Source organism: Burkholderia sp. APQ4-4ca (assembly GCF_057837105.1).
The window spans coordinates 33,853-56,394 of the sequence record NZ_JBYQCG010000183.1; the positions used below are offsets into that span (position 1 = coordinate 33,853).

Consider the following 22,542-nt stretch of genomic DNA (forward strand, 5'->3'; position numbering starts at 1 on the left):
GTCATTCGTAATACCGGATGCCCGCCCGCGTGCGCCCCCCCCCCCCGCCCCTGCATTCAAATAGTCGCCTTAACGGATTCCAACTAGGCGTATACACGCGTGTCGGCGCGACGGAGCCCCGTTGCACGCCGATATAAGCGCTGCGACATGCGCTGCATGCTCTTCCCCCGATGGGACGTGATGGGCGGCTCGCCTAACCTTCGCTACGGCAAAGCACACGTGACGGGGTCGACCACACCACGCGTCGTCCGACGCGACACCCTCGCGATCGTTTCGATTCGCACGTAACGACACGCATCGCGCGTCATGCGTCCCCGCGACGTTGCCGAACAATCCCAACTAGATACGAGACACCCTGACGACGGTTCGCCACGAGCCGTTTCAGCATGCTGATAAAGGAGCAAGCTCATGAGTGATACCCCGGTGCAGCCGACGGTCGGCGTCGGCGCGGAAGAAACTGACTTTGGCACCAAGGGAGTCATCGACCGCTACTTCGGCATTTCGTCGCGCGGCAGCACGCAGCGTCGCGAGATCATTGCCGGCGTGACCACCTTCCTCGCGATGGTCTATTCCGTGTTCGTCGTGCCCGGCATGTTCGGCAAGGCCGGCTTCGACACGAGCGCCGTGTTCGTCGCGGTGTGCCTCACCACCGCGTTCGGCTCGCTGCTGATGGGCCTGTGGGCGAAGCTGCCGATCGCGATCGGCTGCGCGATCTCGCTGACCGCGTTCACCGCGTTCGGCCTCGTGCTCGGCAAGGGGCTGCATCCGACGGTCGCGCTCGGCGCCGTGTTCCTGATGGGCCTCGTGTTCACAGGCATCTCGGTCACCGGCGTGCGTTCGTGGATCCTGCGCAACCTGCCCGCGGGCGTCGCGCACGGCACCGGGATCGGCATCGGCCTGTTCCTGCTGCTGATCGCGTCGAACGACGTCGGCCTCGTGATCAAGAACCCGGGCGCCGGCCTGCCGGTGTCGCTCGGCCAGATCACCGCGTTCCCGGTCATCATGTCGGTCGTCGGGCTCGCCGCGATCTTCGGGCTCGAAAAGCGTCGCGTGCCGGGCGGCATCCTGCTCGTCGTGATCGCGATCTCGGTGTTCGGCCTGATCTTCGATCCGGCCGTGAAGTACCGCGGCATCTTCGCGCTGCCGTCGCTGAGCGCACCGGGCCACGCATCGCTGATCGGCGCGATGGACATCAAGGGCGCGCTGTCGATGGCCGTACTGCCGAGCGTGCTCGCGCTGGTGATGACCGCCGTGTTCGATGCGACCGGCACGATCCGCGCGGTCGCGGGCCAAGCCGGCCAGCTCGACGCGAACGGCCGCATCATCAACGGCGGCCGCGCGCTGACCGCCGATTCGATCAGCTCGATCTTCTCCGGCTTCCTCGGCGGCGCGCCGGCGGCGGCCTACATCGAGTCGAGCGTCGGCGTGGCCGCCGGCGCGAAGACGGGGCTCGCGGCGGCCGTGGTCGGCCTGCTGTTCCTCGTCGTGATGTTCTTCTCGCCGCTCGCGGGCCTCGTGCCGTCGTATGCGACCGCGCCGGCGCTGATGTACGTCGGCCTGCTGATGCTCGGCAGCGTGAGCAAGCTGCACATGGACGACATGGTCGACGCGATGTCGGGCCTCGTGTGCGCGGTGTTCATCGTGCTGACCGCGAACATCGTGACGGGCATCATGCTCGGCTTCTCGACGCTCGTGATCGGCCGCCTCGCCAGCGGCGAATTCCGCAAGCTCAACGTCGGCACCGTGCTCATCGCGGCCGTGCTCGTCACGTTCTATCTCGGCGGCTGGGCGATCTAAGCACGCGACATGCGCGACGTCGCCGGCAGAAGGGCGGCGCGCATCGGGACGCCACCGTCTCCTCCACCATCGTCGTCGATGGTCTCCACGCCTGGAAACGCGAGTTTCCAGGCTTTTTTTGTCGGTGCGCCGCCGCGCGACGCGTTGCGCGAAAACGGCGCGACGCCCATTCGCGCCCGGTGCTACGATCGCGTTTTGCCTTCAGGGGTCGCGATGAACACACTCGGCATCGTCTCCGAATCGAGCACCCGGGCCTCGGCGCGCAAGCCGCCGTTCATTCCGTCGTTCGGCTTCCACGAAGTGCACGAATCCCAGCCGATCGACGCGCCGCCCGCGCGCATCATCGATGTCGTCGCGTCGCTCGACATGCGCGCCGATCCCGTCGTCGACACCCTGCTGACGGTGCGCGAATTCCCGGCGGCCATCGCGGGCGCACTGCGCCACGCGCCGGCCCGCCCCGAACGCGCGCGCTTCGGCTTCGACACCTTCACGCCGCTTCATCGCGACGACACGTCGCTGTCGCTCGGCCTCGTCGGCCGCTTCTGGCGCCCGACGCCCGACGTGCGCCCCCTCGCCGACGCCGACGCCTTCGTCCGGCACGACGATCCGCGCGATGCGAAGCTGGTGCTCCGGTTCGAGGTGGTCGGGCTCGCGTCGGGTGCGCACGTCCTGCGCACCGAAACCTTCGTCCATTGCCCGAGCGCGCGCACGCGCCGGCTGTTCACGCCGTACTGGCTCGCGATCCGGCTGGGCAGCGGCTGGATCCGGCGTCGCACGCTGGCGGCGGTGGAGATGGCGCTCGTCTGAACGGGCCGCATCAGAACGGCTTGATCACGGCCAGCCCGACGACGAGCGCCATCGCGGCGATCACCGCGCCCGCCGCGTGCCCGAGCCACGGCGCCGGCACGACGACGAGATCGTCGCGCTCCATGCGCCGCAGCGTGCCGGCCAGGATCCCGTGCAGCACCGACAGCGCGACGACGATCGCGAGCTTCACCGACAGCCACGCGGCGCCGAACCAGTGACCGCTCGACGCGAGCGCGATGCCGGCGATCCAGACGACCGCGAGCGCGGGCGCCGTCACCGTGCGATCCCAGCGCCGCACCGCGCGATGCACGGCGAGGTTCGCCATACGGACCGCGACGGACGACAGCAGCAACCCGCCGACGAACGTGACGACGGCCACCAGATGCACGGCCTTCAGCATCAGGTAGATCATTGCGCGTGCCGCCTGCGCGCGATCCAGCCGGCGCTCGCCAGCCCCGCGAACGGCACGACGGCCGACAGCACGAGCCGCGCGACCTCGCGCTTGCTCCACAGCCCGCTCGACGCGGTGCCGACCACCGCCCACACGTACATCGCGAATGCGATGCCGTGAACCGGGCCCATGATCGATACCGCGACCGGATACCCGGCCAGATGCTTGAGCGGCACGGCCACGCATACCAGCGCGACGAGCGTGGTCGCCTCCAGCAGCGACAGGTATTGCAGGTTCCGCAACGCGTTGCGATCGTCTTGTTTCATCGGCAGGCCTCCAGGTGGTCCGCCGCGATTGTCGCGTGTGGTGCCGGTCCGAGCCATTGGCTAGAATGACATCTTTCAACGGATTCTGGCCACGGCCGCACACGCCATGCACACGGTCGCCGTTCTTGCCTTGCCCGATGTCGTCCCGTTCGATCTGGGCGTTGCCTGCGACACGTTCGTGCGCGTGCGGGCGTCGCATGTCGAACAGGCATACCGCGTACGCGTGTGCAGCGAGCAGCCGCGCGTCGGCGGCGACCTGTTCGAGCTGCGCCCGCCGTTTCGCCTCGACGCGCTGGCCGACGCCGACACGATCATGGTCCCCGGCACGTCGGTGCCGCTCGCGCCGACGTCGCGCCGCGTGCTCGACGCGCTGCGTGCGGCGGCCGCGCGCGGGCGCCGGATCGCGTCGATCTGCAGCGGCGCGTTCGTGCTCGCGGAAGCGGGGCTGCTCGACGGCCTGCGCGCGACGACGCACTGGCTCGCGGCCGCCGAACTCGCGCGCCGCTATCCGAACGTCGACGTCGACCCGAACGTGCTGTTCGTCGACAACGGCCGGATACTGACCTCGGCCGGCGCGGCGGCCGGCCTCGATCTGTGCCTGCACATGATCCAGGCCGACTATGGCGCGGCAGTCGCCGTCGACGCCGCCCGCAGCGCGGTGGCGCCGCGCGTGCGCGAAGGCGGGCAGGCGCAGTTCATCGCGCCCGAATGGCCGGCCGGCGGCGAAGGGCTGCACGACCTGATGGACTGGCTGCACGCGAACCTGCGCCAGCCGCTGACGCTCGACGCGATCGCGCGCAAGGCGTCGACGAGCGTGCGCACGCTGACGCGGCGCTTCCAGGAGCAGACGGGCACGTCGCCCGGGCAATGGCTGCAGACCGCGCGCGTCCGGCATGCGCAGCAGTTGCTGGAGGTGACCGAGCTGTCGATCGAACACGTGGCGACGGAAGCCGGGTTCGGTTCGGTCACCGCGTTTCGCGAGCGCTTCGCGCGCATCGTCGGCACGTCGCCGCAGCGCTACCGGCAGGCGTTCCGCGCGCGCGCCGACGCATGACCTTCGTCGGGCTCGCCACCTGAACCCGCCGCCCCTTTCGCGCCAACCGGACCCGACCGATGACCCGCATCCGCAATCCCCTGAACATCGCGCAGCTCCAGGCGTTCGTCTCCGCCGCGCACCAGAAGAGCCTGCGCGCCGCCGCGCGCGAGCTCGGCGTCACGCAGCCGGCGATCACGCATACGATCCGCGAACTCGAAACCGCACTCAACGCGGAACTGCTCGTGCGCAGCGTGCGCGGCGTCGAGCTGACGGCCTGCGGTGAAGCGCTGCTGCCGCGCGCCGAGCAGTTGCTCGGCGACGTCCGCCGCACGGTCGAGGCCGTCGAGCAGGTGAAAGGCGAAATGTCGGGCCGCGTCGCGGTCGGCACGATGCCGTCGATCGCGCTGACCGCGTTGCCGCACGCCGTGACGGCGTTCCGCCGCTCGATGCCGAACGTCAGCCTGCATCTGGAGGAAGTGACGGTGCCGGACGCGCTCGCGCAGTTGCGCAACGGCACGCTCGACATCGCGGCGATGCACCATGTGCCCGCGCTCGACCGCGATTTCACGCAATTGCCGCTGCTGTCGACCGAATTCACGATCGTGATGCGCGACGGCCACCCGCTCGCGCACGCGCGTCGGTTAGAGGAACTGCTCGACGCCGAGTGGATCGTCACCGTCGGCGCCGAGCAGTTTCAGCACAGCGTGATGGTGGGGATGTTCGAGGCGCACGGGCTGCCGCTGCCGAAGCGTTTGCTGCGCTCGCCGATGTCGTTCGCGGTGACGCTCGGGCTCGTCGCCCGCTCGGACGTGATCGGCTGCTTCACGCGCCCGCTCGCCGCGACGGTCGCGCCGCTCGGTATCCGCACGGCCGAACTCGACGAAAGCATGCCGCGCTTCGACCTGTCGATCATCGCGCGGCGCGACCTGCTGCCCACGCCCGCCGTGTCGCACTTCGCCGCGTGCCTGCAGCGCGCGGTCAACGAAACGCTCGGCTGAATCGTTCCTGTGAGTGAAACGGCGGTGCGTCCGACGCGCCGCCGCCGGGCCCGGTATCGGGGCTTGTCCTAGGCGCCCCGCCGGTATTTTGTCTTGATAATCTTCCGCACGTCGCGCGCCCCCATCGGGCGGGCGAAACGGACTGTCCGACGCGAAGCCGCGGCGGGCCGAAGGCTTACGGCGCGGCACAACCGCGCACCCATCGAACAAAACGAGGAGTCACCGAGTGAAAAAAATTCTTGCGGCAGTGACCGTGGCCCTGCTCGCCGTATCGGCCGGCACGGCATATGCGAAGGACTGGACGACCGTGCGGTTCGGCGTCGACGCAAGCTACCCGCCTTTCGAATCGAAAGGCGCCGACGGCAAGGTGGTCGGCTTCGACGTCGATCTCGGCAACGAGATCTGCCGCCGCATCCACGCGAAGTGCGTGTGGATCGAAAACGACTTCGACGGGATGATCCCGGCGCTGAAGGCCCGCAAGTTCGACGGCGTGCTGTCGTCGATGTCGATGACGCCGGCGCGCGCCGAGCAGATCGCGTTCTCGGCGAAGCTGTTCAACACGCCGACGCGTCTGGTCACGAAGAAGGGCGCGAACCTGCAGCCGACGGCCGAATCGCTGAAGGGCAAGTCGATCGGCGTCGAGCAGGGCACGATCCAGGAAACCTACGCGAAGACGTACTGGGCGCCGAAGGGCGTGAACGTCGTGCCTTACCAGAACCAGGACCAGGTCTACGCCGACCTGATCTCCGGCCGTCTGGACGGCACGCTGCAGGACGCGGTGCAAGCCGAGATCGGCTTCCTGAAGACGCCGCGCGGCGCGAACTTCGACTTCGCCGGCAAGGACCTCGACGATCCGAAGACGCTCGGCGAAGGCGCCGGTATCGGCCTGCGCAAGGAAGACACCGACCTGAAGACGAAGATCGACGGCGCGATCGCCGGCATGCGCAAGGACGGCACGTACGACAAGATCGCGAAGAAGTACTTCGATTTCGACGTCTACGGCAAGTAATCCGGCTGAACGACGCGCGATTCGGCGCGACGGGAACGGGCTCCGCGAGGAGCCCGTTTTTTTTGCGCGCGGCGCGGGCGTCATTATTTTTTTCGCGCCAACCCGATGATTCTCAACGGAAATCCGCGCGCTCCGGCACCGGTTTGATGGCGGCGAGGAAGGCAACGTACAATCGATCTTCCACGCACACGGATCATTCGCGGCTGCGCCGCACTCTCCTCACCATGCAAACGCAGACCCATCCGCTGATTTCCCCCGCCGTCGGCACCGAACGCCAGATCACCAGCTTCCACTATGGCCCGCGCGGCGGAAAGAAGGTCTACATCCAGTCGTCGCTGCATGCGGACGAGCTGCCCGGCATGCTGGTCGCCACGCTGCTGCGTCGCAAGATCGCCGCGCTCGAGACGGCCGGCAAGCTGCAAGGCGAAGTCGTCATCGTGCCCGTGCCCAATCCGATCGGCCTGTCGCAACACGTGTTCGGCGATCATCTCGGCCGCTTCGAGCTCGGCTCGATGCAGAACTTCAACCGCAATTTCTACGATCTCGCGGCGCTCGTGCTGCCGCGTGTCGAAAGCCGCCTCGCGAACGACGCGCAACGCAATCTCGCCGTCGTACGCGCCGCGATGCGCGAAGCGCTCGACGAACAAAAGCCGCGCACCGAACTCGACTCGCAGCGCCTCGCGCTGCAGAAGCTGTCGTTCGACGCCGATATCGTGCTCGACCTCCACTGCGACAGCGACGCGGTGATGCACCTCTACACGAATCCCGATCTGTGGGCGGACGTCGAGCCGCTGGCGCGCTATCTCGATGCCAAGGCGTCGCTGCTCGCGCTGAATTCGGTCGGCAACCCGTTCGACGAAATCCACAGCTTCTGCTGGTCGGATCTGCGCAACCGCTTCGGCGACCGCTTCCCGATCCCGAACGGCGCGATTTCCGTCACGGTGGAACTGCGCAGCGAACGCGACGTGTCGTACGAGTTCGCGGAAAAGGACGCGCAGGCGATCGTCGAATACCTGACCGAGCGCGGCATCGTCGAAGGCACGCCGGCGCCGCTGCCGCCGCTCGCGCATCCGGCCACGCCGCTCGCGGGCACCGATCCGCTCGTCGCGCCGGTGTCGGGCGTGATCGTGTTCCGCACGCCGGTCGGCGCGATGATCGAGGCCGGCCAGGCCGTGGCCGACATCGTCGATCCGCTGACCGATCGCGTCGTCACGCTGAAGAGCAGCGTGTCGGGCGTGCTGTACGCGCGCCAGATCGTGCGCTTCGCGACGGCCGGCATGGAAGTCGCGCGCATCGCCGGCGCGACCGCGATCCGCACCGGTTCGCTGCTGTCGGCCTGAGGCTGCGCGCCGGGCCGCCGCGCCCATCGCGCGCCATCGGCTGCATCAAACGAAATCGCCCGCTTGCGCGGGCGATTTGCTTTCCGGAGCGCGCGTCGGCAGCCGATGCTTCGCCGCCGGCGCGCTGCGCGCGAAGGCCGCTCAGAACGCCGGCACGATCGCGCCGCCGAACTTCCGGTCGATGAACTTGCGCACGTCGTCCGATTCATAGGCCGCGACGAGCTTCTTCACCCACGGCTTGTCCTTGTCCTGCGCACGCACCGCGATCAGGTTCGCGTACGGCCCGCGCAGGTCCTCGATCGCGATCGCATCCTTCACCGGCGTGAGCCCGGCCTTGACCGCGTAGTCGGTGTTGATCGACGCGGCGTCGACATCGGGCAGTGCGCGCGGCAACTGCGCGGAATCGAGCTCGACGATCTTGATCTTCTTCGGGTTCTCGGCGATGTCGAGCGGCGTCGCGTTCACGCCGTTCGCACCGACGCCGGCCTTCAACTTGATCACCCCGTACTTCTGCAGCAACAACAGCGCGCGGTTGCCGTTCGAAGGATCGTTCTGGATCCCGACCTTCGCGCCGACCGGCAAATCCTTCAGCGACTTGAGCTTCTTCGAATAGAAACCCATCGGCGCGGTATAGGTGAGCCCGACGTTGACGATCTTGTAGCCGCGCTGCTTGATCTGGCTGTCGAGGAACGGCTGGTGCTGGAAGCCGTTCGCATCGAGATCGCCGGCGTCGAGCGCCGCGTTCGGCTGCACGTAGTCGTTGAATTCGATGACCTTGATCGCAAGGCCTTCGCGCGCGGCGACCTTCGTCACCTCGGTCCAGATCTGCGCGTCGGGGCCGCTCATCGTGCCGATCTTCAGCGTTTGCGAGTCGGCGTGCGCGCCGGGCGCGGCGAATGCCAGCGCGGCGGCGAGCGCGCCGAGGCCGGTCAGAATCGAACGTCGCATGTGGTGTCCTCTTGTCCCATGTCGTTTGTTGGAGGACGGATCGTGGCACGGGGCGCGGACACGGCAAACCAAGCTTATTTCATGTGCATATTCCGGTTCGGGATCGAACGACTGGCGAATTCGGTATAACCCCGGATGTACAACCCGGGCAGAATTCGATGTCGCATCGGCACCACACATTCTTCATATGACAGGCGCTGTCATATTCATTACGTGGCCCGCCGATAAAGTTGCGCCGGTCCGTGAAAGCGCCCGTAGAGAGCGCCGGAACCGCAACTGGACACGCCATTCATTCGCTCGGAGAATCCTTTGAACAAGAAACTGTTGACCATCGCCGCCCTGGCAGCAACGGCCGGCACCGCGCACGCACAAAGCAGCGTGACCCTGTACGGCGTCATCGATGCCGGTATCAGCTACGTGAACCACAGCAAGACCGCCAACGGCGGCAGCGGCAAGCTGTTCAAGTACGACGACGGCGTGGCCCAGGGCAGCCGTTGGGGCCTGCGCGGCACCGAAGACCTCGGTGGCGGCCTGAAGGCGATCTTCGTGCTCGAAAACGGCTTCAACAGCGGCAACGGCACGCTCGGCCAAGGCGGCGCGATCTTCGGCCGTCAGGCTTACGTCGGCCTGAGCCAGGCGCAATACGGCACGGTCACGTTCGGCCGTCAGTACTCGTTCTCGACCGACATCCTCGGCTCGAACTACTCGACCGGCGGCAACACGGTCGCGGGTAACTACGCTTACCACGTGAACGACATCGACCAGCTGACGTCGAGCCGCATCAACAACGCGGTGAAGTTCCAGAGCGCGAACTATTCGGGCTTCACGTTCGGCGCGTTGTACGGCTTCTCGAACTCGACCGACTTCGCCGGCGCACCGTCGACGACGACGGGCACCACGACGACGCCGGGCTCGTCGCGTGCATACAGCTTCGGCCTGAACTACGCGAACGGCCCGTTCGCCCTCGGCGCCGCTTACACGGACATCCGCTTCCCGAGCCAGTCGACGCCGGCCTTCTCGACGTCGATCGCGAACCTCGCGCTGACGAACATCCGCGACCTGCGCACGTATGGCGTCGGCGGCCGTTATGTCTTCGGCCCGGCAACGGCATGGCTGCTCTGGACGCGCACGCAGTTCACCCCGATCGCGGCCGGCGCATCGGGCACGTTCTACAACGCCTACGAAGCAGGCGTGAAGTATGCGTTCACGCCTGCGCTGTCGGCGGCAGCGGGCTACACGTACACGAACGCGACGCAAAGCGGCAGCTCGGCGCACTGGAACCAGGGCAACGTGGGCCTCGACTACGCGCTCAGCAAGCGTACGGACGTGTACGGCCTGGTCGTCTACCAGAAGGCTTCGGGCAACAACGTGCAGGCGCAGATCGGTTCGAGCACGAGCTACTTCAACACGTCGGGCAACGGTTCGTCGAACCAGCTGGCTGCTCGCGTCGGTATCCGTCACAAGTTCTAAAGCATCCGCTTAACTGGCCGCGTCATGCGCGGATCAGGACGGCAAGCAGCGCCCCGCTTCACGCGGGGCGCTTTTTTATGAGCTTTTAAGTTTCGCTTAATTCTGGGCTGAGACGATGCTTACACCCCCCCTGTTGGCCGCCTGAGCATCGGCGGCTTTTTTTTTGAGACCCCTACGGCACCGCCATCAACTGCTCACAAGACAGGATCGGAGGCCACGATGATCGAAGATACCGTTTTCAGCCATCTGCACGCGATTCTGACGTGCCAACACTCGCTGCCGGTCCAGAGTTGCCGCGTCTCGGTGGAAATGCAGCGGCCCTGGGGCCGTCCGTATCGTCTCGTCGAATGGACGATGCATCTCGACGCGCCCGCGCGGCGCCAGATCGTGCCGGCCGAATCGACCGACGAAGAGATCGCCGAGGTGGTCGCGTCGCACGTGCCGGGCCGGCTTTACGGCGACGGCCGGCTGCAGTTCTGAACGCGTTGACGCGCCATCCGCTTCCCGTCTGCCGGCCGCGCCGCACGCGTCGTGCGGCAGTCGGTCTCGTTTGACGCGGCAACGAAACCTGCTACGCTGCGCGTTTTCGTCCACGTCACACACGATGGAAAACGCATTCAACGAACGTGGCGTCATGGTCACGCGCAACGGCCTGTCGGCCGCCGGGCAGGTATTCGCGCTGCGTGACATCCGCCAGGTCGATGTCGTCAAGATTCCGAAAAACCGTCTCGTGCCGTCGCTGATCTCGCTGATCGGCGCGGCCGTCGCCGTCGCGGGCGGCATCGGCGCATCGAGCGCCGCGCTGGTGGTCGGCGTGATGCTCGTCGTCGTCGGCTATCTCGCGTGGACCACGCAGGACGTCACGTATCGGCTGATGGTCGAGATGCCCGACGGCACGCGCGAAGCGCTGTCGAGCGTCGACGCCGCGTTCGTCGAACGCGTCGCGCAGGTCGTGCGCGACGCGCAGTCCGCCACCGCCGCCGGCTGATTCCATTCGCGTTCATGCACGCTCCGATTCGCGCTTGCCGCATGCCCGCGGCGAGCGTCGGCGCGCGCACCCTTCCCGACGAATCGCATGCCATGCACCGTCGGCACGCACCTCGCCTCCACGGCGGACGCCGACCGCCTAGTATGGAAAGAGCGGCTCGCCGCCGCATCGTCCGAGGAGGCCAGCATGAACGCTCAATCGCTGTCCGGCATGCTTCGCGCGCAGGAACTGCTGATCGTGTCGATGATCCGCGCGCTTCCCCCTGACACACGCCGCGCCCTCGTCGAGCTCTACACCGAACAGATCGCATTCGCCGAACAGGCCGGCATCGAAAGCCACGGCGATCGCGCCACGCACGACGCGTTCATCGCGCATGCGCGCAATCTGCTGATTCGCATCGAAGCGCTGGCTTAGCGCCCGTTTCTCTCAAATTCGCGCCACGGCTCGCGCGAGCCGCGCAGGCGAGCGCTCACTCGCATGCGTGGCTTGGCGTCCTTGTATTGATAATAATTCTCATTTACACTGGCAAGGTTGTCAGTTGCCTTTCAAATCGCCGATTGCCGCACGTCGCGCGCAACCGGGCCAGCCAGGTGAACGCGTCGCCCAGCCAGCCTTCGGGCTTGTTATCGTCAATGGGAGACCACCTGTGCATTGCTATACGCTGGCGCGGCGGCCGATCTGTGCCGCGCTGTTCGGCGCGTTCGGCCTGTCCGCTGCCCCGGCTCACGCCGATTCGTCGCCGCAAGGCGCCACCCCGCCTTCCGCCGTCCTGACCACCGCCGCCGCGTCCGTGCGCGGCGAGGCGGCGCTGCTCGACCCCGTCACCGTCACGGCCACCCGCACCGCCACCGCGGCGAGCCGCACGGCGGCATCCGTGTCGGTGATCCCCGACGAGGATCTCGAAGAACAGCAGGCCACCAACATCAAGGACGCGCTGCGCTACGAGCCGGGCATCACGGTGCGCCGCACCGCGTACCGGCCCGGCAGCGCCGCGCTCGGCGGCGGCCGCGACGGCGATTCGAGCATCAACATCCGCGGCCTCGAAGGCAATCGCGTGCTGCTGATGGAAGACGGCATCCGCCTGCCGAACGCGTTTTCGTTCGGGCCGCTCGAAGCAGGCCGCGGCGACTACGCCGATCTCGACACGCTCAAGCGCATCGAGATCCTGCGCGGGCCGGCGTCGGCGCTGTACGGCAGCGACGGCCTGACCGGCGCGGTGAACTTCATCACGAAGGATCCGCGCGACCTGCTGTCGATCTACGGAAAGCCCTACTACTTCTCGTTCCGGCCGAGCTACGACTCGACCGATCGCAGCATCGGCGCGACCGTGTCGGCCGCCGGCGGCAACGACCGCATCCAGGGGATGATCATCGCCGACGGCCGGCGCGGTCACGAGGTCGACACGCGCGGCAGCAACAACTCGGCGAGCACGCTGCGCACGACGTCGAACCCGCAGGACGTGTATTCGGAATCGCTGCTCGGCAAACTCGTGCTGACGCCCACCACGCGCGACACGATCAAGTTCACCGCCGAAACGGTGCAACGGCGCGTGAACACCGACGTGCTGTCGGCGATCAACGCGCCGGCCACGCTCGGCCTCACGACGAACGACCGGCTCGAGCGCGACCGCTTCAGCGTCGACTACGACTTCCGCGACGACGCGTTCCGCTGGTTCCAGACCGCGCACGTGCAGTTCTACTACCAGGACGCGAAGCAGGATCAGTACGCATTCGAGACGCGTGGCCGGGCGGCTTCGCGCTCGCGCGACAACCAGTACAAGGAACGCACGTTCGGCGGCTCCGCGTTCGCCGAAAGCGGCTTCGCGACGGGCCCGCTCGCGCACAAGCTGCTCTACGGCGTGGACGGCAGCCTGTCGCGCGTGACGAACCTGCGCGACGGCACGGTGCCGGGCGTCGGCGAAGCGTTCCCGAACAAGGCGTTTCCCGACACCGACTACACGCTGTTCGGCGCGTTCGTGCAGGACCAGATCGGCTACGGCCGCCTGCTCGTCACGCCGGGCCTGCGCTTCGACACGTACCGGCTGAGCCCCACCGAAAACGATCCGCTGTTCACCGGCAAGGCCGTATCGACGAGCGCGAACGAACTGTCGCCGCGCGTCGCCGTGCTCTACGAGATCACGCCCGCGGTCATTCCGTACGTGCAGTACGCGCACGGCTTCCGTGCGCCGACGCCCGACCAGGTGAACAGCAGCTTCTCGAACCCGGTGTACGGCTACACGTCGATCGGCAATCCGAACCTGAAGCCCGAAACCAGCGACACGTTCGAAGCCGGCCTACGCGGCAAGGCCGGCACCGGCTACGGCGTCGTGCGCTACAGCGCGGCCGCGTTCACCGGCCGCTACCGCAACTTCATCTCGCGCACGACGATCGCCGGCAGCGGCCGGCCGGTCGACCCGTTCGTGTTCCAGTACGTGAACTTCGCCGACGCACGCATCCACGGCCTCGAAGGCCGCGCCGAGTGGGTGATGCCGAACGGCATCACGCTGAAGACGGCGATGGCGTTCACGAAGGGCTCGACGCAGAACGACGGCGCGGCCAGCCAGCCGCTCAACACCGTGAACCCGTTCTCGGCCGTGTTCGGCGTGCGCTACGAACCGAGCGAACGCTGGTTCGTGCAGGGCGACCTGCTGTTCCAGGCCGCCAAACGCGACAAGGACGTCGACAAGTCCGACTGTTCGAACAAGGCGTGCTTCACGCCGCCGTCGTCGTTCGTCGTCGACCTGCGCGGCGGCTACCGCTTCAACAAGCACGTGAGCGCGACCATCGGCATCCGCAACCTGTTCGACCGCAAGTACTGGAACTGGTCGGACGTGCGCGGCATCGCGGCCGATTCGCAGGTGCTCGACGCGTATTCGTCGCCCGGCCGCACGGTCGCCGTCAGCATGAAAGTGGATTTCTGATGCGCGTCGCCCGCGCGCCCACCCCAACCGTTACTCGAAGGAGTCCGACATGATGCAATCCGCCCTTCCCGGTCAATCGGCCACGCCGGCCCGCGCGGCCGCCGCGCTGCGCGATGCGTTCGTCAAGCTCAAGACCGAGCGCCAGCTACGCAACCGCGACGTCGCGCAGGCGCTCGGCGTCAGCGAAGGCGAGGCGCTCGCCGCGTTCGTCGGCGAGCACGTCGTGCGGCTCGACGCGCGCTTTCCGGCGATGTTCGAGGAAATGCCGCGCCTCGGCCGCGTGATGGCGCTGACGCGCAACGACACGGCCGTCCACGAAAAGGACGGCGAATACGCGCAGATGAGCCACGACGGCCCGGTCGGCCTCGCGCTCGGCGACATCGACCTGCGCATCTTCTATCGTCACTGGGTGTCGGCGTTCGCGGTGCGCGACGAGACCGCGCACGGCCCGCTGAAGAGCCTGCAGTTCTTCGATGCGCAGGGCCATGCGATCCACAAGGTCTATCTGCGCGCGCACAGCGATCACGCCGCATACGACGCGTTCGTCGAACGCTGGCGGGCGCCGTCGCAGGAGCCGGGCCTCGAGGTCGCGCCCTCTGCGCCGAAAACGCCCGAGCGCGCCGATACCGACATCGACGTCGCGGGCTTTCGCGCCGCGTGGGACGCGATGACCGACACCCACCAGTTCTTCGGCATCACGCAGCGCTTCGGCGTGAGCCGCATGCAGGCGCTGCGCCTCGCCGATCCGCACTACGCGTATCCGGTCGAAACCGCGCATGCGTTGCGCCACGTGCTCGAACACGCCGCGAAAAGCGGCCAGCCGATCATGGTGTTCGTCGGCAACGCGGGGATGATCCAGATCCATACGGGCCCCGTCGCGAACGTGCGCGAGGTCGGCGCGTGGATCAACGTCCTCGATCCGGGCTTCAACCTGCATGTGCGCGAAGACCTGATCGCCGCCGCATGGGTCGTGAAGAAGCCGACGAGCGACGGCATCGTCACGTCGCTGGAACTGTTCGACCGGAAGGGTGATCACGTCGCGCTGCTGTTCGGCGAGCGCAAGCCCGGCAAGGTCGAACGCGACGACTGGCGCGCGCTCGTCGCGACGCTGCCGGCCGCCGCACGCGGGGCCGCGCGGTGAGCGCGCGGTCGTTCGATCCGCGCCGCCGGTCGCTGCTGGCCGGCGCGGCAGCTGGCGCGCTCGCGGGCGCGCTGCCCGGCGGCGTGCTCGCCCAGGCCGCGGCCGCCGCGCCGACACGCGTGATCGTGATCGGCGGCGCGCTGGCGGAAACCGCGTTTGCGCTCGGCGGCGCCGAGACGCCGCGTTACCGGCTCGTCGGCGCCGACACGACCTGCACGTATCCCGACGCCGCGAAGCGCCTGCCGAAGGTCGGCTACCAGCGCGCGCTGTCGGCGGAAGGGCTGCTGTCGCTGCGGCCCGATCTCGTGCTGGCCTCGGCGGAAGCCGGCCCGCCGACGGCGATCGCGCAAGTGAAAGGCGCCGGCGTCACGGTGACGACGTTCGACGAGCGCCACGACGTCGAATCGGTGCGTGCGAAGATCACCGGCGTCGCGCAGGCGCTCGACGTACGCGATGCCGGCACCGCGCTGCTGCAACGCTTCGATCGCGACTGGCAGGCCGCGCGCGACGCGGTCGCCGCGCGCGTGCCCGGCGGCGCGCAGCCGCCGCGCGTGCTGTTCGTGCTGAACCACACCGGCGCCCAGGCGCTCGTCGCGGGCCAGCGCACGGCCGCCGACGCGATGATCCGCTACGCGGGCGCGCGCAACGCGATGCAGGGCTTCGAGCACTACAAGCCGCTGACGACCGAGGCGCTCGCGGCGGCCGCGCCCGACGTCGTGCTGATCTCCGACGAGGGGCTGGCCGCCGTCGGCGGCCACGCCGCGCTGCTCGCGACGCCGGGCTTCGGTGCGACGCCGGCCGGCCGCGCGCGGCGCGTCGTGTCGCTCGACGCGCTGTTCCTGCTCGGCTTCGGCCCGCGCCTGCCGCTCGCCGTCACGACCCTGCATCGACGCCTGTCGGATGCGCTCGCCTGATTCCGGATCGACCCGATGCCCGCTCACGCTTCGCCCTTCAACGCGCCGTCGTCCGCCTCGCGCGACGGCGCCGCACGCGTCGGTACGTCGCGCCGCTTCGCGCCGTTCGTCCTGGCCGCGCTCGCCGTTCTGGTGGGCGCGATGTCCGTCGTCGCGCTGTGCGTCGGCGCGTACCGCATTCCGTTGGCGGAAGCCTGCGCCGCGCTGAGCGGCGACGCGGCCGCTCAACAGGCGCGCGCGGTGCTGCTCGACATCCGCGCGCCGCGCGTCGTGCTCGCGCTGCTGGTCGGCGGCGGCTTCGGCGCGACCGGCGCCGCAATGCAGGCGCTGTTCCGCAATCCGCTCGCCGATCCGGGGCTCGTCGGCGTGTCGAGCGGCGCCGCGCTCGGCGCGACCACGCTGATCGTGCTCGGCCCCGCGCTCTTTGCCGCGCACGCGAGCGCGGCCGCGCTGCCGGTTGCCGCGTTCGCGGGCGGCCTCGCGGTCGCGGCGCTCGTCTACCGGCTGGCCGCGTCGCGCGGCCGGCTCGCGCTGCCGCTGCTGTTGCTCGCCGGTATCGCGATCAATGCACTGGTCGGCGCGGCGATCGGGCTGCTCACGTTCGTCGCCGACGACGCGCAGCTGCGCTCGCTGACCTTCTGGAGCCTCGGCAGCCTCGGCGGCGCGCAATGGTCGACGCTCGCGGCCGTCGCGCCGTGCGTCGCGCTCGGCTGCGTACTGCTCGTGCGCGAACGCGATGCGCTGAACGCGCTGCAGCTCGGCGAGACCGAAGCGCTGCATCTCGGCGTGCCCGTGCAGCAACTGAAGCGGCGCGTGCTCGTCGCGGTCGCGCTCGCGGTCGGCGCGCTCGTGTCGTGCGCGGGCATCATCGGCTTCATCGGGCTCGTCGCGCCGCATTGCGTGCGGCTCGCGTGCGGCCCCGACCAGCGCATCGTGCTGCCCGGCGCCGCGTTGCTCGGCGCGTTGCTGACGCTCGCCGCCGATCTCGCCGCGCGCACGCTCGCCGCGCCCGCCGACATTCCGCTCGGCGTGCTGACCGCGCTGCTCGGCGCGCCGTTCTTCCTCGCGCTGCTGTGGAAGAACCGCGGCGCGCTCGGCGGCTAACCCTTCTTCACGACGATCATGCTGATTGCCCACCACCTCGACGTCGCCCGCCGGCACGACACGATCCTGCGCGACCTGTCGCTGTCGATCGAACCCGGCCGCGTGACCGCGCTGCTCGGCCGCAACGGCGCGGGCAAGAGCACGCTGCTGAAAACCTTCGCCGGCGAGCTGACCGGCAGCGTCGCGCCGAACGGCGTGCGCATGACGGGCGACGTCACGCTGAACGGCGAACCCCTCGCGCGCATCGACGCACCGCGGCTCGCGTGCCTGCGCGCGGTGCTGCCGCAGGCCGCGCAGCCGGCGTTCCCGTTCAGCGTCGACGAAATCGTGCTGCTCGGCCGCTATCCGCATGCGCGGCGCAGCGGCACCACGTCACATCGCGATCGCCACATCGCGTGGCGCGCGCTCGAACGTGCGGGCGCCGATGCGCTCGTCGGCCGCGACGTCACGACGCTGTCGGGCGGCGAACTCGCGCGCGTGCAGTTCGCCCGCGTCCTCGCGCAGCTGTGGCCGGACCACGACGCGACGGAAAGCGGCCCGCGTTACCTGTTGCTCGACGAACCGACCGCCGCGCTCGATCTCGCGCACCAGCACCGGCTGCTCGATACCGTGCGCGCCGTCGCGCGCGAATGGCAGATCGGCGTGCTCGCGATCGTCCACGATCCGAACCTCGCCGCGCGGCACGCGGATACGATCGCGATGCTCGCCGACGGCACGATCGTCGCGCAGGGGGCACCGCACGACGTGATGACGCCCGCCCATATCGCGCGGTGCTATGGCTTCGCGGTAAGGATGGTGGAAACCGGTGACGGGACGCCGCCGGTGATGGTGCCTGCGTAGCGCGTGTGTATATCGCATCGATGCCATGCGCTGTCATCAATGGCGACCTGCGCTCGAGATCTTTCGTCTATTCCCTTCGAGGAGACCTCCGTGTCGCTTCCGATGACCCGCATCATCCTGTACGTCCGCGACGTCGCATTGCTGAAGGCGTTCTATCAACGACATTTCGCGCTGCCCGTCATCGAGGAAATCGACGGCGAATGGGTCGTGCTCGACGCAGGCGCGATCGAATTCGCGCTGCATCGGGCCGGCCCGGCGTTCCGTGATGCGGCCATATCGGCAAACACGAACGCGCACGCGGCCACCAGCAACATGAAACTCGTATTCAGGATCGACGCCGATCTCGACGCGCATCGCGACCGGCTCGCCCATGATGGCGTGACCGTGCGCGATATCAAGCGCTACGACGGCTTCCCGTACCGGATGGTCGACGGCGTCGATCCGGAAGGGAACGTCTTTCAGGTGATGCAGCCGGATTGAATGCCGGCACGGCAACCTCCGGCACGAACGCTCAATGCTCGACGTCCGCCGCGCCGAAGGCCCGCATCTTCCAGCCGAGCCGCACCGCGAGCATCCGCATCGAGAAGCCGGCCGCGAGCGCGACGAGCGTCGCGAACCCCGCATCGACGCCGACATGCTGCATCCCGACATACAGCACCCCCGTGACGAACGCGACGCTCGCATACAGTTCCTCGCGCAGGATCAGTGGCATCTCGTTGCACAGCAGGTCACGCAGCATCCCGCCGCACACGCCCGTGATCGCGCCGGCCAGCACGACGATGATCGGCGCCGTGCCGGTCGACGCGCCGATGTCGCAGCCGATGATCGTGAACGCCGCGAGGCCGATCGCGTCGACGGTGACGAACAGCGTCTTCATCCGCGCGACGTGCCGCGCCGCCCACGACGCGACGGTCGCCGCGACGAGCGTGATCACCAGGTATTCGGGATGCGCGATCCAGCCGAGCGGATAGTGGCCGAGCAACACGTCGCGCACGGTACCGCCGCCGAGCGCCGTCACCGCGCCGACGAGCGCAAGCCCGAAACGGTCCATCCCGCGGCGCATGCCCATCAGCGCGCCCGACATCGCTTCCGCGACGATCGCAATCAGATAGAGCGTATGCATGGCGTGTGTCAGTCGTCGGTCCGGAACAGGTCGAGCACGCGTTCGCGCTCGGCCGCGTCGACTGCGGCAGGCATCGGTTCGTCGCGCTTGCCGTCGCCTGCCGGTGCGTCAGGCGCATCCCGCGTATCCCCGACCGCCGCGCCGCTGCATGCGAAGCGGCTGCGGATATACGCAGGCACGTCGGCCGTGCACGTGCCGCGCGTGTATTCGGCGTAGACGAAATCGCCGTCGACGAGCGCGACGTCCTGCGGCGGCGTCGCATCGACCGGCGTGCGCCCGTCGACGGCCGTCTTCATGTAGTCGAGCCAGACCGGCAGCGCGAGCGTCGCGCCGGTCGCGCGCCCCATCGGGCGCGGCGTGTCGTAGCCGAGCCACGCGACCGCGACGATGCCCGACGAATAGCCGGCGAACCAGACGTCCTTCGACCCATTCGACGTGCCCGTCTTGCCGGCCGCATCGTCACGCTTGAGCGCGAGCGCGCCGCGCGCGGTGCCGGCCCGCACGACGTCGCGCAGCATGCTGTCCATCACGAACGCATTGCGCGCCGACACGACCCGCTCGCCCGCCGGCACGGTAGCCTCGTACATCGCGCCGCCGTGACGCTGCTTCACCGACAGGATCAGGCGCGGCTCCATGCGCGTACCGCCATTCGCGAACACGCTGTACGCGCTCGCGAGTTCGAGCGGCGTCACGGCGCCCGCGCCGAGCGCGAGCGGCAGCGACGCCGGATTGCGCTGCGCGTCGAAGCCGAAGCGCACCGCGTGCTGCTGCACGTAGCGCGCGTCGGCGGCCTGCATCAGGCTGACCGCGACCAGGTTCTTCGAACGCACGAGGCCGCGCCGCACCGGGATGAAGCCTTCGTAGCGATTGCCGAAATTGCGCGGACGCCACGGCCGCGCGCCGGTTTCCGCGTGCGTGAGCGTGCGTTGCGTATCGTCGACGAGCACGCCGGGAAAGTAGCCCTTCTCCAGCGCCGCCGAATAGACGAACGGCTTGAAGCTCGACCCCGGCTGCCGATACGCCTGCAGCGCGTGGTCGAACACGTTCCGATTGAAATCCGCGCCGCCGACCAGCGCGAGCATGTCGCCCGTGGCCGCATCGAGCGACACGAGCGCGCCTTCGAGGCCGTTGCGCGCATCGCGCGTCGCGCGCGACCGGCGGCTCAGCGTGCGATCGAGCGCGGCCTCGGCCGCGCGCTGGTCGCGCATCGAGATCGTCGTCGTCACGTCGAGGCCGAGCGTGTACGCGTCGTCATGAAACCGCTCGACCATCATCCGGCGCGCCCGCTCGGCGACGTACGGCGCCGCGACGATGCCGGGCGGCGGCGTGGTCGCCAGTGCGATCGGCGCGTCGACGGCCGCGCGATACGTCGCGTCGTCGAGTTGGCCGAGCGCGTGCATCCGGCCGAGCACGTAGTTGCGCCGTGCGGTCGCGCGCGCCGGATTGACGACCGGGTTGAACGCGGACGGCGCCTTCGGCAGCCCGGCGAGCACGGCCGCCTCGCCCGCGCTCAGCGCGTCGAGCGGCTTGCCGAAATACACGTGCGCGGCGGCCGCGAAGCCGTATGCGCGCTCGCCCAGATAGATCTCGTTCATGTACAGCTCGAGCAGCTTGTTCTTGCTGTATGCGCGTTCGAGCTTGGCCGCCATCAGGATCTCGGCGAGCTTGCGGCTCAGCACCTTGTCGCGCGTCAGGTAGAAGTTGCGCGCGACCTGCATCGTGATCGTGCTGCCGCCCTGCCCCGGCTGCCCCGTCACGACGTTCGCGAACGTCGCGCGCGCGAGGCCGCCGACATCGACCGGGCCGTGTTCGTAGAACTTCGCATCCTCGGCCGCGAGCAGCGCGTGCCGCATCAGCGGCGGGATGCGTTCGAGCGGCACGAACTCGCGCCGCTCGACGCCGTATTCGGCCAGCAGGTCGCCGTCGCGCGAGAAGATCCGCAGCGGCAGCGCGGGACGATAGACGGCCAGATGCTCGACGGACGGCAGTTGCGTCCAGATGCGATCGATCGTCCAGGCGCCGATGCCGGCACACGCGAGCGCCAGGCCGAGCAGCGCGCCCGCGAGCGTGCGCCATACGCGGCGGCGCGGTGGTGCGGATGGCGGCGCAGGCTGCGGAGGCGGATTGGCGGTGGGGTCGGTCATGTCGGGCTCCTTCTTCAGTGCCGCGACGATCGGCGCGAGACAGGCGCCGATCGGTCACGAAAGGCGCGCATTGTCGAAGGGATCGCGCTAAACCGGAACATTCTTTAGCCAAAGTTTGGTTGGCCAAATTTTATTTAGGAAAGTGCTTTGGCGCCCGCTCGCACCGCGTATACGGGTTTGCGGCATGTCGTCACGGACGAGCGGGCCGGGCACGTGAACCGGTTCGCTTGTACCATCGTCGGATGTTCGATCGATACCTCGGCCTGTGGGGCCTCGTCCCCGACGGCGGCCCAATTCTGACCGCGAGCGGCGGCCTGCTGCCGGTCGTCTGGCACGCTCGCCCCGCGATGCTGAAAATCGCCACTTGCGACGAAGAGCGGCGCGGCAATGCGTTGATGCGCTGGTGGAACGGGCAAGGCGCCGCGCAGGTGTGGCAGCACGACGGCGACGCGATCCTGCTCGAACGCGCGCAGCCGGCGCCATCGCTCGCCGCGTTGTCGGCAGCGGGCCACGACGACGACACGATGCGCATCGCCTGCGACGTCGTCGCGCGGTTGCACGCGCATCACGCGCCGCAGGTGCCGCCGCTCGTGCCGCTGCATGACTGGTTTTACGCGCTGCTGTCGAACGATGCGGACAATGATGCGCTGCGCCGTTCGGCGGCGGTCGCTCGTCAGTTGCTGGCCGGGCCTTCGGTCGACGAAGTCGTACTGCATGGCGACATTCACCACGGCAATATCCTTCATTTCGGCGATCGCGGCTGGCGCGCGATCGACCCGAAAGGACTGCGCGGCGAGCGCACGTTCGATTACGCGAATCTGTTCTGCAATCCTGCGCATGACATCGCGGTCGATCCCGCGCGTTTCGAGCGGCGCGTCGTGCTCGTGGCGGATGCGGCGCGGCTCGACCGGCGACGGTTGCTGCAATGGATACTCGCGTGGTCGGGGCTATCGGCGGTGTGGTTGATGGAGGACGAGTTGCCGGCGGATACGCGGCTGGAGGTCGCGATGCTTGCGGCGAGAGCGCTCGGGCTGTAGCGATATGCGTCGGCCATGAAAACACAGGTTCATCGCGGAGTTCTGAGGGAAGTTGCGAAGACCACCGGTATTCGGCCAGTTTCAGACACTAGACCATACGACTAGATCACCGACAATCCTCGGTACCCGCTTGCCTTTGGTCAATATCGATGAAAGTTTCGAGAGATTTCGGAATCGTTGTCCGACGGGCTGCGCTAGCAGCCAAGAAT

General features: G+C 68.3%; 22 protein-coding genes. 17 read left to right on the forward strand and 5 right to left on the reverse strand.

All coding sequences use genetic code 11. From position 1 onward, the window contains the following. Positions 1-408 precede the first annotated feature (408 nt). Positions 409-1,797 (forward strand): NCS2 family permease, encoded by a 1,389-nt coding sequence (locus AC3IFE_RS20755; protein ID WP_489191783.1) that lies wholly within the window; start codon positions 409-411, stop codon positions 1,795-1,797. A 213-nt stretch (positions 1,798-2,010) separates the two neighbouring features. Then, the gene (locus tag AC3IFE_RS20760; protein WP_489191784.1) at positions 2,011-2,604 is read left to right on the forward strand and encodes a hypothetical protein; all 594 of its coding nucleotides are present in this window, start codon (positions 2,011-2,013) and stop codon (positions 2,602-2,604) included. 10 nt (positions 2,605-2,614) lie between these two features. Here AC3IFE_RS20760 and AC3IFE_RS20765 read toward each other — a convergent pair whose 3' ends face one another. Together AC3IFE_RS20765 and AC3IFE_RS20770 are read right to left on the reverse strand one after the other, a co-directional pair. Then, a complete protein-coding gene (locus AC3IFE_RS20765) occupies positions 2,615-3,016 on the reverse strand; it encodes a CopD family protein (protein ID WP_489191785.1) in 402 nt (133 codons plus the stop codon). Next, the gene (locus tag AC3IFE_RS20770) at positions 3,013-3,321 is read right to left on the reverse strand and encodes a DUF3817 domain-containing protein (RefSeq protein ID WP_489191786.1); all 309 of its coding nucleotides are present in this window, start codon (positions 3,319-3,321) and stop codon (positions 3,013-3,015) included. The genes AC3IFE_RS20765 and AC3IFE_RS20770 overlap by 4 nt, the downstream gene beginning before the upstream one ends. Before the next feature lie 106 nt (positions 3,322-3,427). Here AC3IFE_RS20770 and AC3IFE_RS20775 point away from each other — a divergent pair, with 106 nt between their 5' ends. From AC3IFE_RS20775 to AC3IFE_RS20790, 4 genes are all read left to right on the forward strand, one after another. After that, on the forward strand, positions 3,428-4,375 hold the full coding sequence (locus tag AC3IFE_RS20775) for a GlxA family transcriptional regulator (protein WP_489191787.1): 948 nt from the start codon (positions 3,428-3,430) through the stop codon (positions 4,373-4,375). 59 nt (positions 4,376-4,434) lie between these two features. Continuing rightward, the gene (locus AC3IFE_RS20780; RefSeq protein WP_489191788.1) at positions 4,435-5,355 is read left to right on the forward strand and encodes a LysR substrate-binding domain-containing protein; all 921 of its coding nucleotides are present in this window, start codon (positions 4,435-4,437) and stop codon (positions 5,353-5,355) included. A gap of 226 nt (positions 5,356-5,581) precedes the next feature. Further along, the gene (locus tag AC3IFE_RS20785; protein ID WP_301737305.1) at positions 5,582-6,364 is read left to right on the forward strand and encodes an ABC transporter substrate-binding protein; all 783 of its coding nucleotides are present in this window, start codon (positions 5,582-5,584) and stop codon (positions 6,362-6,364) included. A gap of 224 nt (positions 6,365-6,588) precedes the next feature. Next, positions 6,589-7,704: a succinylglutamate desuccinylase/aspartoacylase family protein gene (locus tag AC3IFE_RS20790; protein ID WP_089470736.1), complete on the forward strand. Its 1,116-nt coding sequence runs from the start codon at positions 6,589-6,591 to the stop codon at positions 7,702-7,704. 141 nt (positions 7,705-7,845) lie between these two features. On the opposite strand, the gene AC3IFE_RS20795 is transcribed toward AC3IFE_RS20790, so the two are convergent. Further along, positions 7,846-8,652 (reverse strand): MetQ/NlpA family ABC transporter substrate-binding protein, encoded by an 807-nt coding sequence (locus AC3IFE_RS20795; RefSeq protein WP_089470737.1) that lies wholly within the window; start codon positions 8,650-8,652, stop codon positions 7,846-7,848. 309 nt (positions 8,653-8,961) lie between these two features. Here AC3IFE_RS20795 and AC3IFE_RS20800 point away from each other — a divergent pair, with 309 nt between their 5' ends. The 10 genes from AC3IFE_RS20800 (at position 8,962) to AC3IFE_RS20845 (ending at position 18,509) form a co-directional block, all read left to right on the forward strand. Beyond that, positions 8,962-10,122, forward strand: a complete 1,161-nt coding sequence (locus AC3IFE_RS20800) for a porin (protein ID WP_089470738.1) — start codon at positions 8,962-8,964, stop codon at positions 10,120-10,122. A gap of 219 nt (positions 10,123-10,341) precedes the next feature. Then, on the forward strand, positions 10,342-10,602 hold the full coding sequence (locus tag AC3IFE_RS20805; protein ID WP_011548992.1) for a DUF2866 domain-containing protein: 261 nt from the start codon (positions 10,342-10,344) through the stop codon (positions 10,600-10,602). Positions 10,603-10,726: 124 nt separating this feature from the next. Continuing rightward, positions 10,727-11,110: a DUF6232 family protein gene (locus AC3IFE_RS20810; protein ID WP_089470739.1), complete on the forward strand. Its 384-nt coding sequence runs from the start codon at positions 10,727-10,729 to the stop codon at positions 11,108-11,110. Positions 11,111-11,296: 186 nt separating this feature from the next. Further along, positions 11,297-11,524, forward strand: a complete 228-nt coding sequence (locus tag AC3IFE_RS20815; protein WP_006480384.1) for a hypothetical protein — start codon at positions 11,297-11,299, stop codon at positions 11,522-11,524. 232 nt (positions 11,525-11,756) lie between these two features. Next, positions 11,757-14,030, forward strand: coding sequence for a TonB-dependent hemoglobin/transferrin/lactoferrin family receptor (locus AC3IFE_RS20820; protein WP_489191789.1), 2,274 nt, complete (start codon positions 11,757-11,759; stop codon positions 14,028-14,030). A 49-nt stretch (positions 14,031-14,079) separates the two neighbouring features. Then, complete coding sequence (locus tag AC3IFE_RS20825) at positions 14,080-15,171, forward strand: hemin-degrading factor (protein ID WP_489191790.1); 1,092 nt, start codon at positions 14,080-14,082, stop codon at positions 15,169-15,171. Beyond that, entirely contained in the window at positions 15,168-16,085 is a 918-nt protein-coding gene (locus AC3IFE_RS20830) for a heme/hemin ABC transporter substrate-binding protein (RefSeq protein ID WP_489191791.1), read from the forward strand. The genes AC3IFE_RS20825 and AC3IFE_RS20830 overlap by 4 nt, the downstream gene beginning before the upstream one ends. 15 nt (positions 16,086-16,100) lie before the next feature. Continuing rightward, positions 16,101-17,189 carry a FecCD family ABC transporter permease gene (locus tag AC3IFE_RS20835; RefSeq protein ID WP_489191792.1) on the forward strand — a complete coding sequence of 363 codons (1,089 nt, stop codon included), beginning with the start codon at positions 16,101-16,103 and terminating at the stop codon, positions 17,187-17,189. Between the two features lie 18 nt (positions 17,190-17,207). Beyond that, entirely contained in the window at positions 17,208-18,029 is an 822-nt protein-coding gene (locus AC3IFE_RS20840) for a heme ABC transporter ATP-binding protein (protein ID WP_489191793.1), read from the forward strand. Between the two features lie 90 nt (positions 18,030-18,119). Continuing rightward, positions 18,120-18,509 (forward strand): VOC family protein, encoded by a 390-nt coding sequence (locus AC3IFE_RS20845; protein WP_489191794.1) that lies wholly within the window; start codon positions 18,120-18,122, stop codon positions 18,507-18,509. A 31-nt stretch (positions 18,510-18,540) separates the two neighbouring features. Here AC3IFE_RS20845 and AC3IFE_RS20850 read toward each other — a convergent pair whose 3' ends face one another. After that, positions 18,541-19,152 carry a trimeric intracellular cation channel family protein gene (locus AC3IFE_RS20850; protein WP_089470745.1) on the reverse strand — a complete coding sequence of 204 codons (612 nt, stop codon included), beginning with the start codon at positions 19,150-19,152 and terminating at the stop codon, positions 18,541-18,543. A gap of 8 nt (positions 19,153-19,160) precedes the next feature. Next, on the reverse strand, positions 19,161-21,296 hold the full coding sequence (locus AC3IFE_RS20855) for a penicillin-binding protein 1A (RefSeq protein ID WP_489191795.1): 2,136 nt from the start codon (positions 21,294-21,296) through the stop codon (positions 19,161-19,163). Positions 21,297-21,538: 242 nt separating this feature from the next. Here AC3IFE_RS20855 and AC3IFE_RS20860 point away from each other — a divergent pair, with 242 nt between their 5' ends. Continuing rightward, on the forward strand, positions 21,539-22,333 hold the full coding sequence (locus AC3IFE_RS20860) for an aminoglycoside phosphotransferase family protein (RefSeq protein WP_489191796.1): 795 nt from the start codon (positions 21,539-21,541) through the stop codon (positions 22,331-22,333). The last annotated feature ends 209 nt before the right edge of the window (positions 22,334-22,542 follow it).

Excerpts from the sequence above, each read along its gene's own strand:
- AC3IFE_RS20755 (WP_489191783.1), top strand. The coding sequence starts at position 409 with ATGAGTGATACCCCGGTGCAGCCGACGGTCGGCGTCGGCGCGGAAGAA.
- AC3IFE_RS20760 (WP_489191784.1), top strand. The coding sequence starts at position 2,011 with ATGAACACACTCGGCATCGTCTCCGAATCGAGCACCCGGGCCTCGGCG.
- AC3IFE_RS20765 (WP_489191785.1), bottom strand. The coding sequence starts at position 3,016 with ATGATCTACCTGATGCTGAAGGCCGTGCATCTGGTGGCCGTCGTCACG.
- AC3IFE_RS20770 (WP_489191786.1), bottom strand. The coding sequence starts at position 3,321 with ATGAAACAAGACGATCGCAACGCGTTGCGGAACCTGCAATACCTGTCG.
- AC3IFE_RS20775 (WP_489191787.1), top strand. The coding sequence starts at position 3,428 with ATGCACACGGTCGCCGTTCTTGCCTTGCCCGATGTCGTCCCGTTCGAT.
- AC3IFE_RS20780 (WP_489191788.1), top strand. The coding sequence starts at position 4,435 with ATGACCCGCATCCGCAATCCCCTGAACATCGCGCAGCTCCAGGCGTTC.
- AC3IFE_RS20790 (WP_089470736.1), top strand. The coding sequence starts at position 6,589 with ATGCAAACGCAGACCCATCCGCTGATTTCCCCCGCCGTCGGCACCGAA.
- AC3IFE_RS20795 (WP_089470737.1), bottom strand. The coding sequence starts at position 8,652 with ATGCGACGTTCGATTCTGACCGGCCTCGGCGCGCTCGCCGCCGCGCTG.
- AC3IFE_RS20805 (WP_011548992.1), top strand. The coding sequence starts at position 10,342 with ATGATCGAAGATACCGTTTTCAGCCATCTGCACGCGATTCTGACGTGC.
- AC3IFE_RS20810 (WP_089470739.1), top strand. The coding sequence starts at position 10,727 with ATGGAAAACGCATTCAACGAACGTGGCGTCATGGTCACGCGCAACGGC.
- AC3IFE_RS20815 (WP_006480384.1), top strand. The coding sequence starts at position 11,297 with ATGAACGCTCAATCGCTGTCCGGCATGCTTCGCGCGCAGGAACTGCTG.
- AC3IFE_RS20825 (WP_489191790.1), top strand. The coding sequence starts at position 14,080 with ATGATGCAATCCGCCCTTCCCGGTCAATCGGCCACGCCGGCCCGCGCG.
- AC3IFE_RS20835 (WP_489191792.1), top strand. The coding sequence starts at position 16,101 with ATGCCCGCTCACGCTTCGCCCTTCAACGCGCCGTCGTCCGCCTCGCGC.
- AC3IFE_RS20840 (WP_489191793.1), top strand. The coding sequence starts at position 17,208 with ATGCTGATTGCCCACCACCTCGACGTCGCCCGCCGGCACGACACGATC.
- AC3IFE_RS20850 (WP_089470745.1), bottom strand. The coding sequence starts at position 19,152 with ATGCATACGCTCTATCTGATTGCGATCGTCGCGGAAGCGATGTCGGGC.
- AC3IFE_RS20855 (WP_489191795.1), bottom strand. The coding sequence starts at position 21,296 with ATGACCGACCCCACCGCCAATCCGCCTCCGCAGCCTGCGCCGCCATCC.
- AC3IFE_RS20860 (WP_489191796.1), top strand. The coding sequence starts at position 21,539 with ATGTTCGATCGATACCTCGGCCTGTGGGGCCTCGTCCCCGACGGCGGC.